The 12,650-nt window shown below is 67.4% G+C and carries 8 protein-coding genes and 2 pseudogenes; all 10 read left to right on the top strand.

The window, feature by feature from the left end:
• Positions 1–219 precede the first annotated feature (219 nt).
• The 10 genes and pseudogenes from AC2W7M_RS10115 to sucC all read left to right on the top strand — a co-directional run bounded on the left by AC2W7M_RS10115 (position 220) and on the right by sucC (position 12,637).
• Positions 220–1,071, top strand: a complete 852-nt coding sequence (locus AC2W7M_RS10115; protein WP_486132101.1) for an IclR family transcriptional regulator — start codon at positions 220–222, stop codon at positions 1,069–1,071.
• Positions 1,072–1,313: 242 nt separating this feature from the next.
• A pseudogene (locus AC2W7M_RS10110) lies at positions 1,314–2,326 on the top strand (tripartite tricarboxylate transporter substrate binding protein).
• Positions 2,327–2,531: 205 nt separating this feature from the next.
• Entirely contained in the window at positions 2,532–3,056 is a 525-nt protein-coding gene (locus AC2W7M_RS10105; RefSeq protein ID WP_486132099.1) for a tripartite tricarboxylate transporter TctB family protein, read from the top strand.
• 220 nt (positions 3,057–3,276) lie between these two features.
• A pseudogene (locus AC2W7M_RS10100) lies at positions 3,277–4,793 on the top strand (tripartite tricarboxylate transporter permease).
• A gap of 341 nt (positions 4,794–5,134) precedes the next feature.
• Complete coding sequence (locus AC2W7M_RS10095; protein ID WP_486132105.1) at positions 5,135–5,770, top strand: GntR family transcriptional regulator; 636 nt, start codon at positions 5,135–5,137, stop codon at positions 5,768–5,770.
• 66 nt (positions 5,771–5,836) lie between these two features.
• The gene (gene oxc / locus AC2W7M_RS10090) at positions 5,837–7,576 is read left to right on the top strand and encodes an oxalyl-CoA decarboxylase (RefSeq protein WP_486132097.1); all 1,740 of its coding nucleotides are present in this window, start codon (positions 5,837–5,839) and stop codon (positions 7,574–7,576) included.
• A gap of 211 nt (positions 7,577–7,787) precedes the next feature.
• Positions 7,788–9,065, top strand: a complete 1,278-nt coding sequence (frc, locus tag AC2W7M_RS10085) for a formyl-CoA transferase (protein ID WP_486132095.1) — start codon at positions 7,788–7,790, stop codon at positions 9,063–9,065.
• Between the two features lie 97 nt (positions 9,066–9,162).
• Complete coding sequence (locus AC2W7M_RS10080; protein WP_486132103.1) at positions 9,163–9,624, top strand: PAS domain-containing protein; 462 nt, start codon at positions 9,163–9,165, stop codon at positions 9,622–9,624.
• Between the two features lie 118 nt (positions 9,625–9,742).
• On the top strand, positions 9,743–10,993 hold the full coding sequence (frc, locus tag AC2W7M_RS10075) for a formyl-CoA transferase (protein WP_486132093.1): 1,251 nt from the start codon (positions 9,743–9,745) through the stop codon (positions 10,991–10,993).
• Positions 10,994–11,434: 441 nt separating this feature from the next.
• Positions 11,435–12,637, top strand: a complete 1,203-nt coding sequence (gene sucC / locus AC2W7M_RS10070) for an ADP-forming succinate--CoA ligase subunit beta (protein WP_486132091.1) — start codon at positions 11,435–11,437, stop codon at positions 12,635–12,637.
• Positions 12,638–12,650 lie beyond the last annotated feature (13 nt).

The raw sequence follows: 12,650 nt of genomic DNA, 5'->3' as shown, positions 1-12,650 counted from the left end.
TGTGCCGCCGCCCCCACCAGCTTGGCGCCCACCATAGATCAAAATGGAAATTAATCCCGAAATCGTGGAAATTGTCACAGGCTGCGCGCGCACCCACTTGGGCTTAACCTAAGGGCGACGGCGCGCCGGGAATCGCTCGTGCGGGGCAACCGGGCGCGACCGAGAAGAACAAGCCGCCGCCCGCCGTTACCGGCGCGCGGCAGGCCTGCGAGGAGTTTCATGCCCGACAGTGACGGCGCGCCCCGGCGCCGCGGCCGCCCGGCCACGTCCGGAGGGGAGGGGGGTGCGGAAGTCCAGTCCCTGGACCGCGCCATCACGCTGCTGCGCGTGATCGCCGACGAGGACGGCATGACGCTGGCCGACATCGCCCGCGCGGCGGATTTGCCCATCTCCACGGTCCACCGGCTGCTGGCGACCCTCGAGCGGCGCCAGCTGGTGAGCCACGATCTGTCCACCGGGCTCTGGACCGTGGGGCTGGGGCTGTTCCGCGTCGGCGCCGCCTATCTGCGCATCCGCAAGCTGCCGGACATCGGCCGTCCCGTGATCCGCAAGCTGCTGCACGAGGTGGAGGAGACGGTGAACCTCTCCATGTTCGACGGCCTGGAACTGGTGGTGGTCGCCCAGGCGGAGGCGCACGCGCCGGTGCGCGCCTTCTTCCGGCTCGGCGTGCGCCTGCCGCTGCACGCGACCGCGGCCGGAAAATGCGTGCTGGCCGCGGCGAGCCCGGGCTTTCGCGGCGCGTGCCTCGCGCAGATCCGGTTCGAGCCGTTCACGGTCCGGACCCACCGCTCGGAGCGCGATCTCATGGACGACGTGGTCCGCATCGCCGAGCGCGGCTATGCGGTGGACGAGGAGGAGCATGCCGACGGCATGAAGGCGGTGGCGGCGCCGATCCTCAACGAATGGCGCGAGCCTTTGGGCGCGGTCTCGATCGCGGCGCCGGCGGTGCGCATGAGCGAGGATCGGATCGCCCGGATCGGTCGGCGCGTGATAGCCGCCGCGGATCAGATGACCCGCCTTTACTCGGGTGCCGACGAGGCGGTGCCGCCGGAATTCGCCGCCTACCGCTGACCGGAGCCAAGGCTGGTCCAGCCCCTGCTCGTCGCAAAATGTTTGGTATACATTATTTTATATTTCAAAGAATGTATTTGGACGACCAAATCCGGCATTGCAAATTCCAATTGACAGAAGTGACATACAATATACTCTTTCCAGGCTGAACCTTAAGGTTCGCCAAAAATGTAACAATCATAATAAGTTACGTTTTGATCCGCGGGCGCTGACATCGCGGACGATCCGGGAGGAAAAACGAGATGAAATTGTCATTTGCTTCGGCATTCAGGAAAAGCGTGGCCGCGGCGGCCGTTGCTGCGGTGATGGCGCCGCTCGGCGCCCTGGCGTGGGAGCCCACGAAGACGGTCGAGTTCATCGTCCCGGCCGGCACCGGCGGCGGCGCCGACCAGATGGCGCGGATGATCCAGGGCATCATTCAGAAGAACAATCTGATGAACCAGTCCCTGGTGGTCATCAACAAGTCGGGCGGCGCGGGCGCCGAGGGCTTCCTCGACGTGAAGGGCTCCACCAACAACCCGCACAAGATCATCATTCCCTGTCGAACCTCTTCACCACGCCGCTCGCCACCGGCGTGCCGTTCAAGTGGGACGACATGACCCCGGTCTCGATGCTGGCGCTCGACGAGTTCGTTCTGTGGGTGAACGCCAAGGCGCCCTATGACGACGTGAAGGGCTTCCTCGCCGCCATGGCCGCGGCGCCGGCCGACGCCCCGTTCAAGATGGGCGGCACCGGCTCCAAGCAGGAAGACCAGATCATCACCGCCGCCATCGAGCAGAAGACCGGCAAGAAGTTCATCTACGTTCCGTACAAGGGCGGCGGCGACGTGGCGGCGCAGCTCGTGGGCGGCCACATCACCGCCTCGGTCAACAACCCCATCGAGGCGGTGTCGCAGTGGCGCGCCGGCGAATTGAAGCCGCTGTGCGTGTTCGACGAGCAGCGCCTGCCCTACAAGGAGCCGGTCACCAGCACCAAGTCCTGGGCCGACATCCCGACCTGCAAGGAATCCGGCCTCGACATCGAGTATCTGATGCTGCGCGGCATCTTCATGCCGCCGAAGGCCACCAAGGAGCAGGTCGAATACTTCGTGAACCTGTTCAAGAAGGTGCGTGAGACTCCCGAATGGAAGGAGTTCATGCAGAAGGGCGCGTTCAACACCACCGCTCTCACGGGTGCGGAATACGCGGCCTGGCTCGGCAAGGCCGCGGCCGCCCACAAGACCCTGATGGAGAATGCGGGGTTCGTGGCCAAGTAGGCCGACCGCAAGCCGGCCAGCCGACTGGGCCCGGCCCCACAGGCCGGGCCGGCGAAACATGGCGAAGTAAACGTGGCCAGATGAGCGTGGCGACGTGACGGTTCCGGCTCCGCGGCCCCTGCCGCGGAGCCCCCGTCCCCCCATGCGCCAAGGCTCCGAAAAAGCCCGGCCGCGTGCCGGATGAGCGAGCCAAGGACGCGCCCCGATGACCGATCACGCACATGGCGATCACGCCACCGATCCGACCGAGAAGACCGTCACCAACCGCACCATGGACGCGGTCGTGGCCCTCGCCTTCATGGGCCTCGCCGCGCTGGTGATGTCCGACAGCTGGCGCATCGGCGCCCGCTGGGCGAGCGACGGGCCGCAGGCCGGCTACTTCCCCTTCTATGTGGGGCTGATGATGTTCCTCGCCAGCGCCGGCACCCTCGCCACCTCGCTGTTCACCAAGCATCCCGACCTCAACAACTTCGTCGACCGCAGCCAGCTGAAGTCGGTGATGCAGGTGCTCGTGCCCACCTGCATCTATGTGGGCCTCATCTTCGTGCTCGGCATCTACCTGGCCTCGGCGGTGTTCATCGCCTTCTTCATGTGGTGGCTCGGCAAGTATCCGATCGTGAAGATCGTGCCGGTGGCGATCGGCGTGCCGCTGATGCTGTTCATGATGTTCGAGGTCTGGTTCCTCGTGCCGCTGCCCAAGGGCCCCCTCGAGGCCGCCCTCGGCTACTGATCTCGCGCGCCCGGCCGCCGGACGCAGCCCGGCTTGCCGGAAGGAAGCCGCAGTTCCCACCGGGAAGGCGTCGCCCGCGTCGGCGCGCCCCCGCAAGGGAGCCAAGTTCACCCGCGCCGTCCTGGCTCAGCCGGGCGCAACAAGGGTGGCCCCGAACCCTGGATAGAACACGCGCACGCCGAAGGCGCGCATAAGCGCCGACGCGTTTGGGAGGAAGCCCGTGGAAGCGCTCTCGTCACTCATCGGAGGGTTCAGCGTTCTCGCTGACCCAATGAACATCGTCTACATGTTCGTCGGCATCACGCTCGGTGTGCTCATCGGCGTGCTCCCGGGCCTCGGCGGCGCCAACGGCGTCGCCATCCTCCTGCCGCTCACCTTCTCGATGTCGCCGGTCTCGGCCATCATCATGCTCTCCTCCATCTATTGGGGAGCGCTGTTCGGCGGCGCCATCACGTCGATCCTGTTCAACATCCCGGGCGAACCCTGGTCGGTGGCGACCACATTCGACGGCCATCCCATGGCCCAGAAGGGCAAAGCGGGCGAGGCGCTCACCGGCGCCTTCACCGGCTCCTTCATCGGCGCCTTCTTCGCGGTGCTGCTGATCACCTTCCTCGCGCCTGTGATCGCCAAGTTCGCGCTGCAGTTCGGCCCGGCAGAATTCTTCGCGGTCTATCTCCTCACCTTCTGTTCCTTCGTGGGCATGGGCAAGGAACCGCCGTTCAAGGTCATCGCCGCCATGATGCTCGGCTTCGCCCTCGCGGCGGTGGGCATCGACACGGTGACGGGCCAGCTGCGCATGACCTTCGGCTCGGTGGAGCTGCTGCGCGGCTTCGACTTCCTCGTGGCGGTCATCGGCCTGTTCGGCGTCGGCGAGATCCTGCTCACCATGGAGGAAGGCCTCGCCTTCAAGGGCAAGAGCGCGTCCATCAACGCCCGCGTGGTGTTCCAGACCTGGGCCAAGCTGCCCAAGATGTGGATCGGCGCGCTGCGCTCGGCCATCGTCGGCTGCTGGATGGGGGTGACCCCGGCGGCGCGACGCCGGCCTCCTTCATGAGCTACGGCCTCGCCAAGAAGTTCTCCAAGAACGGACGCAACTTCGGCAAGGGCGAGCTCGAAGGCGTGGTGATGCCCGAGGTGGCGGCGCACGCCGCCGGCACCTCGGCGCTGCTGCCCATGCTCACCCTCGGCATCCCCGGCTCGCCGACCGCGGCCGTGCTGCTGGGCGGCCTGCTGATCTGGGGTCTCCAGCCCGGCCCGCTGCTGTTCGTCGAGCAGAAGGACTTCGTGTGGGGCCTCATCGCCTCGATCTATCTCGGCAACATCGCCGGCCTGATCGTGGTGCTCACCACCGTGCCGATCTTCGCCGCCATCCTGCGCATCCCGTTCAGCGTCATCGCCCCGATCATCCTCGTGATCTGCGCGGTGGGTGCCTACACGGTGCACAATGCCGGCCTCGACATCGCGGTGATGCTGATCTTCGGTGTGATCGGCTACCTGTTCAAGAAGCTGAACTATCCGCTGGCGCCGCTGGTGCTGGCGCTGGTGCTCGGCGACATGGCGGAGAGCTCGTTCCGCCAGGCCATGCTGGTGTCCCAGGGCGATCTCGCGATCTTCTGGTCCAACCCGCTGGTGGGCTCCATCGTCACCCTCGCGCTGGTGATGCTGTTCTGGCCCGTCATCGGCGCCGTGATGCAGCGCCTGCGTCCCGGCGGCCAGAAGCCCGCCGCGGCCGAGTGAGCCGAGGCAGCCCGGCCGCCATCGGCCGGGCTGCCGCCTCCGCCCGACGCCCGCTTGCCGTGACCCCGGCACCGCCCGACAAGGCGGACGGTGGGGAAGCCGGGGCGGGGACGCAAGGCGGAGCCGGCGTGGCCGTTGTGCCACCTCGGTTGTTGCAGTGCGGAACCTTTTCCCGGTGCTCCGCCATTGCATCCCTGTATTGAATACAATACACAGTATTTCACCGAAGGCGCCCGCCCGGAAGAGGCGGCGCCCAGGAGGAGGAACCCCAGGCCGTGCATCAGGTTGCTGAGCCCCCGAAGCTGAACGTGGAGCCGCTCGAGGCCGCCACGAGCCTGCGGATGCTCGCCTACGAGGCGCTGAAGCGCGCCATCACGGAAATGGACATCTACGGCTCGACCAAGGAGTTCCGCCTCGACGAGCGCCAGCTCTCGGAGGACCTCGGGGTCAGCCGCACGCCCATCCGCGAGGCGATGACGGTGCTGGAGCAGGAGGGCTTCGTGCGCTCGGTGCCGCGGCGCGGCATCTTCGTGGTGCGCAAGACCAAGCGCGAGATTCTCGACCTCATCATCGTCTGGGCCGCGCTCGAGAGCATGGCGGCGCGCCTCGCCGCCGCCGCGGCCACCGAGGCGGAGATCACCGGCCTGCGCCGTCTCTTCAACGACTTCAAGGAAGAGACCGCGGCCGAGCAGGTGAACGAATATTCCAAGGCCAACATCGCCTTCCACCAGGCGATCCTGCGCATGGGCGGCTGCCGGCTCATCGTCGACATGACCGGCAACCTGTTCCTGCACATGCGGGCCATCCGCGAAGTGTCGATCCGCCAGGAGAACCGCTTCGAGATCTCCATGCGCGAGCACACGGCGATCATCGATGCGCTGGAGGCGCGCGACGCCGACCGCGCCGAGCGCCTGGTGCGCGAGCACGCCATGGGGCTCGCCGCGCACGTGGAGAAGCACGGAATGTTTCCCGAATGAGCGCGGCCCCGCCGCGCCGTCGATCGAAGAACAGCTGAAGCCGAACAAAATTTCTGGGAGAGCGTGATGTCCGCCATCGCAAAGACCATCGAAGCCGAAGTCCCCGCCGCCGAGCAGGAGCTGACCGATGGCTTCCACCTTGTCATCGACGCGCTGAAGCTCAATGGCATCGACACCATCTATGGCGTGCCGGGCATCCCGATCACCGACCTCGGGCGCTTCGCCCAGTCGGAGGGCATCCGCGTCGTCTCGTTCCGCCACGAGCAGAACGCCGGCAACGCCGCCGCCATCGCCGGCTTCCTCACCAAGAAGCCGGGCGTGTGCCTCACCGTCTCGGCTCCGGGCTTCCTCAACGGCCTCACCGCCCTCGCCAACGCCACCACCAACTGCTTCCCGATGATCCTCATCTCGGGCTCCTCCGAGCGCGAGATCGTCGACCTCCAGCAGGGCGACTATGAGGAGATGGACCAGCTCGCCATCGCCAAGCCGCTGTGCAAGGCCGCTTTCCGCGTGCTGCATGCGCAGGACATCGGCATCGGCGTCGCCCGTGCCATCCGCGCGGCGGTGTCGGGCCGTCCGGGCGGCGTCTATCTCGATTTGCCGGCCAAGCTGTTCGGCCAGGTCATGGATGCGGCCGAGGGCGAGCGTTCCCTCGTCAAGGTGATCGACGCCGCCCCGGCGCAGATCCCGGCGCCCGAGGCGGTGGACCGCGCGGTGGCGCTGCTGAAGGCCGCCAAGAAGCCGCTGGTCATCCTCGGCAAGGGCGCGGCCTATTCCCAGGCCGACGAGGAGATTCGGACCTTCGTCGAGCAGACCGGCATCCCGTTCCTGCCCATGAGCATGGCCAAGGGCATCCTGCCCGACACCCATCCCCAGTCCGCGGGCGCCGCGCGCTCGCTGGTGCTGAAGGAAGCGGACGTGGTGATGCTGGTGGGCGCGCGCCTCAACTGGCTGCTCTCCCACGGCAAGGGCAAGACCTGGGGCCCGGCGGGCAGCCAGAAGTTCATCCAGATCGACATCGAGCCGCGCGAGATGGACTCGAACATCGAGATCGCCGCGCCGATCGTCGCTGACATCTCTTCGGCCATGGCCGCGCTCAACGCCAAGGTGGGCGGCTGGGCTGGCGCGCCGAAGGAGTGGCTCGCCACGGTGAGCGAGAAGAAGGACGCGAACATCGCCAAGATGGCGCCGCGTCTCATGAAGAACTCGGCGCCCATGGACTTCCACTCGGCGCTGGGCGCGCTGCGCACCATCATCAAGGAGCGTCCCGACGCGATCCTGGTGAACGAGGGCGCCAACACGCTCGACCTCGCCCGCGGCATCATCGACATGTACCAGCCGCGCAAGCGCCTGGACGTCGGCACCTGGGGCGTCATGGGCATCGGCATGGGCTTCGCCATCGGCGCGGCGGTGGAAACCGGCAAGCCCGTGCTCGCCGTGGAAGGCGACAGCGCCTTCGGCTTCTCCGGCATGGAGGTGGAAACCATCTGCCGCTACAACCTGCCGGTTTGCATCGTCATCTTCAACAATAACGGCATCTATCGCGGCACCGACACCGACCCGAACGGGCGCGATCCCGGCACCACGGTGTTCGTGAAGGACGCCCGCTACGACAAGATGATGGAGGCCTTCGGCGGCGTCGGCGTCCACGTCACCACGCCGGACGAGCTGGCCCGCGCGGTGAACGCGGCGATGGACAGCGGCAAGCCGACCCTCATCAACGCGGTGATCGACCCCACCGCCGGCAGCGAGAGCGGCAATATCGGCAGCCTCAACCCGCAGAGCGTGGTGAAGCGCAAGAAGTGAGGCCGCCGGCGGCCCGCCTCGCGCGGCGCCGCCTGATGGCCCCCAAGGTTTGCGGCGCAGCCGCGAACCCGACCGACCCCGAAGGTTCGCGGCGCAGCCGCGGGCCCGATGGTTCAAGACCGCGAAAGACCGGGCAAGCCCGGCGGAAACCCCAAGGCCGACATCCTCAGGAGCGGGTGACCGAACCAGTCAAGGCGAAGTGAGAAACGAGATGGGCAAGGCATTGGAGGGGGTCCGCATCCTGGACTTCACCCACGTTCAGTCGGGACCGAGCTGCACCCAGCTGCTCGCCTGGTTCGGCGCGGACGTGATCAAGGTGGAGCGTCCCGGCGAAGGCGACGTGACGCGCGGTCAGCTGCGCGACGTGGCCGGCGCGGACAGCCTCTATTTCACCATGCTCAACGCCAACAAGCGCTCGATCACCCTCGACACCAAGAACCCGCAGGGCAAGGCGGTCCTGGAAGAGCTGGTGAAGAAGTGCGACGTGCTGGTGGAGAACTTCGCCCCCGGCGCGCTGGAGCGCATGGGCCTCGGCTGGAAACGCCTGTCCGAGATCAATCCGCGCCTCATCCTCGCCTCGGTGAAGGGCTTCGGCCCCGGCCCGTTCGAGGACTGCAAGGTCTATGAGAACGTCGCCCAGTGCGCCGGCGGCGCCGCCTCCACCACCGGCTTCCGCGACGGCCTGCCCATGGTGAGCGCGGCGCAGATCGGCGATTCGGGCACCGGCCTGCATCTGGCGCTGGGCATCGTCACGGCGCTGTTCCAGCGCGAGCACACCGGGCGCGGCCAGAAGGTCATGTGCGCCATGCAGGACGCGGTGCTGAACCTGTGCCGCGTGAAGCTGCGCGACCAGCAGCGCCTCGCCAACGGCCCGCTGCGCGAATACAGCCAGTTCGGCGAGGGCGTGCCGTTCGGCGACACGGTGCCGCGCGCCGGCAACGACTCCGGTGGCGGCCAGCCGGGCCGCATCCTGCGCTGCAAGGGCTGGGAGAACGATCCCAACGCTTACATCTATTTCATCACCCAGGCGCCGGTCTGGGAGAAGATCTGCGACGTCATCCACGAGCCCGAGTGGAAGACCGATCCCGGATACGCGACGCCGGCCGCGCGCCTGCCGCACCTCAACGAGATCTTCACCCGCATCGAGGCGTGGACCATGGCCCACACCAAGTTCGAGGCCATGGAGATCCTCAACCAATACGACATTCCCTGCGGCCCGATCCTCTCCATGAAGGAGATCGCCGAGGACCGCTCGCTCTATGCCACCGGCACGCTGGTGGAGGTGGAGCATCCCGCCCGCGGCAGCTACCTGACGGTCGGCAACCCCATCAAGCTCTCCGACAACGACGTGCCCGTGGAGCGGGCGCCGCTGCTGGGCGAGCACACCCACGAGGTGCTCAGCGACGTGCTGGGCCTCGACGACGAAGCCATTGCGGTCATCAAGCAGACGGGCGCGCTCGGCGCGCTGCTGCGCGAGGCCGCGGAATAGGAAACGCCCCGGCGGCGGGTGCCTGAGGCGCCGCCGCCGCCCGCCCGGCGCCCCGGCGCCGGACGGGGAGCCGGCCAGGATCAGAAGAGTGGACGCGATGACTTCGGCCCAGGAACAGGTTCAGGTGGACCACGCTCAGCTGCTGGACGCCGTCGGCGATGCGATCGTCGTCTGCGACGGGGCCGGCGCTATCATCCTCTGGAATGCCGGCGCCGAGCGCATGTTCGGCTTCACCAAGCAGGAGGCGCTCGGCGCCTCGCTCGACATCATCATCCCCGAGCGCCAGCGCAAGCGGCACTGGGACGGCTATTACGAGACCATGCGCACCGGCGTGACGCGCTACGGCACCGCGCTCCTGCGCGTCCCGGCCCTGCACAAGGACGGGCATGCCCTTTCCATCGCCTTCACGGTCGCCCTGCTGTTCGATGCGGACGGCAAGCCGACCAGCATCGTCTCCATGATCCGGGACGAGACGGAGCGGTGGAAAGAGGAGCGCGCGCTGCAGCGCCGCGTGGCCGAGCTGGAGGCCAAGGTCGGCCAGACACCGGCTCCACAATAGCCGGGCCAACCGGCAGGACGCGGCCGGCGGCGCTCCGTCGGCCTCAAGGTTTTGCGCGGCAGGGGGCCTCACCGCCCGCCCGCGCTGGGTTTAGGCAACGCTTGAAAGGGAACTGAACATGTCGAAGCCATTGGAAGGCATCAAGATCATCGACTTCACCCACGTCCAGGCCGGCCCGGCCTGCACCCAGCTGCTGGCCTGGTTCGGCGCCGACGTGATCAAGGTGGAGCGTCCCGGCTCGGGCGACGTGACGCGCAACCAGCTGCGCGACATCTCGAACGCCGATGCGCTCTACTTCACCATGCTGAACTCCAACAAGCGCTCGCTCACCCTCGACACCAAGACCCAGGAGGGCAAGGACGTCCTCACCAAGCTCATCAAGGAGAGCGATGTCCTGGTGGAGAATTTCGGCCCCGGCGCGCTCGACCGCATGGGCTTTTCCTGGGAGCGCATCAAGGAGCTGAACCCGGGCATGATCGTCGCCTCGGTGAAGGGCTTCTCCGACGGCCATCACTACGAGGACCTGAAGGTGTACGAGAACGTCGCCCAGTGCGCGGGCGGCGCGGCCTCCACCACCGGCTTCTGGGACGGCCCGCCCACCGTGTCGGCCGCGGCGCTGGGCGACTCGAACACCGGCATGCACCTCGCCATCGGCATCCTCACCGCGCTCCACCAGCGCAACAAGACCGGCAAGGGCCAGAAGGTCGCCGTGTCCATGCAGGACGCGGTCATCAACCTTTGCCGCGTCAAGCTGCGCGACCAGCAGCGCCTCGACCGCGTGGGCTACCTGGAGGAGTATCCCCAGTACCCGCACGGCACGTTCTCGGACGTGGTTCCGCGCGGCGGCAATGCCGGCGGAGGCGGGCAGCCGGGCTGGGTGCTGAAGTGCAAGGGCTGGGAGACCGATCCCAACGCCTACATCTACTTCACCGTGCAGGAGCAGGCCTGGGCCAAGGTGGCGGAAGCCATCGGCAAGCCGGAGTGGAAGGACGACCCGGCCTACAGCACGGCGCGCGCCCGCCAGGACAAGATCTTCGACATCTTCGCCGTGATCGAGGCGTGGCTGGCCGACAAGACCAAGTTCGAGGCGGTGGACATCCTGCGCAAGTTCGACATCCCCTGCGCCCCGGTGCTCACCATGAAGGAGATCGCCGAGGACGAGTCGCTCCGCAAGAGCGGCACCATCGTCGAGGTGGACCACAAGGAGCGCGGCAAGTACCTCACCGTCGGCAGCCCGATCAAGTTCTCCGACATGAGCGTGGAAGTCACCGGCTCGCCGCTGCTCGGCGAGCACACCGACGAGGTGCTGGCGGAGCTCGGCTATTCGGCGGAGCAGATCAAGGCCATGCACGACAACCGCGTGGTGTGAACGAGCCTTGCGGCGGGGCGCTTCGTCCCGCCGCCGTCTCGCGCGTCATCGCCCGGCTCGTCCGGGCGATCCACCGTCCCGCTGTTCGGCGGGCCGGCCTTGAAGCTCCGGGATGCGGATCGGCGGATGCCCCGGACAGGCCGGGGCCTGACGGCCCGCCCAAGGCCTATTCTGTCCCGTTTCCCGGTCCTGCCCGACGCGCTGAGCGCTCCGGCCGCCGGCTGCCGCGCCACCCCTGAGGGGAGAGGCGACCCTGGTCCGCCAGGACCCTTCGCAAATATCCCTGCCGCGAGCGTCACGCCTCCGGCTTAACCGGCGCCGTGTCGCATTGGTGTGCGCCGGCCTTCGGGTGCATCCTGCGACTTTCGTCGCAGACTGCGCCGGGCGAGGCGCGCCGGTGCCGTGCTCCATGCGCGGCCCCCGACGAGGGAGGACCCCAAGATGAACATTCACGAATACCAGGCGAAAGCCATCCTCAAGGCGTTCGGCGCGCCGGTGGCGCGCGGCCTCGCCGCGTTCTCGCCGCAGGAGGCGGAGGCGGCGGCGCACAAGCTCGGCGGCATCGCCTTCGTGGTGAAGGCGCAGATCCATGCCGGCGGGCGCGGCAAGGGCACGTTCAAGGAACTGCCCCCGGGCGCCAAGGGCGGCGTGCGCGTGGTGAAGACCCCCGCCGATGTGAAGGAGAACGCCGCCGAGATGCTCGGCCACACGCTCGTCACCCTCCAGACCGGGCCGTCCGGCAAAGAGGTGGGGCGCCTCTATGTGGAGGAGGGCGCCTCCATCGAGAAGGAATTCTACCTCTCCATGCTGGTGGACCGCGCCACCTCCCGCGTCGCCTTCGTGGTGTCGACCGAAGGCGGCATGGACATCGAGGAAGTGGCCCATGCCACCCCTGAGAAGATCGTCACCTTCGCGGTCGACCCGGCCACCGGCATCCAGCCGCTGCACGGCCGCAAGGTGGCGCAGGCGCTGGGCCTTTCGGGCGAGCTCGGCAAGCAGGCGGTGGCGCTCACGGCGAGCCTCTACGAGGCCTTCACGAAGACCGACATGAGCCTTCTGGAGATCAATCCGCTGGTGGTCACGAAAGACGGCCGCCTCGTCTGCCTCGACGCCAAGGTCTCCTTCGATTCCAACGCGCTGTTCCGTCATCCGGACGTGGCGCAGCTGCGCGACGAGAGCGAGGAGGACGCCAAGGAAATCGAGGCCTCGCGCTACGACCTCTCTTATATCGCGCTCGACGGCACCATCGGCTGCATGGTGAACGGCGCCGGCCTCGCCATGGCCACCATGGACATCATCAAGCTCTACGGCCGGGAGCCCGCCAACTTCCTCGACGTGGGCGGCGGCGCCACCAAGGAGAAGGTGACGGCGGCGTTCAAGATCATCACCGCCGATCCGAATGTCGAAGGCATCTTGGTGAACATCTTCGGCGGCATCATGCGCTGCGACGTGATCGCCGAGGGCGTCATCGCCGCCGTCCGCCAGGTGGGGCTGAGCGTTCCCCTGGTGGTGCGCCTCGCCGGGACCAATGTGGACGAAGGCAAGAAGATCATCCGCGAGAGCGGGCTGAACGTGATCCCCGCCGATGACCTGGACGATGCGGCGCAGAAGATCGTCGCGGCTGTGAAGAAGGAAGCTGCGTGATGTCCGTGCTCAT

This window comes from Xanthobacter sp. BG11Y11_SDJG (genome assembly GCF_057364445.1).
This window is presented reverse-complemented; position numbering and strand designations above follow the sequence as displayed.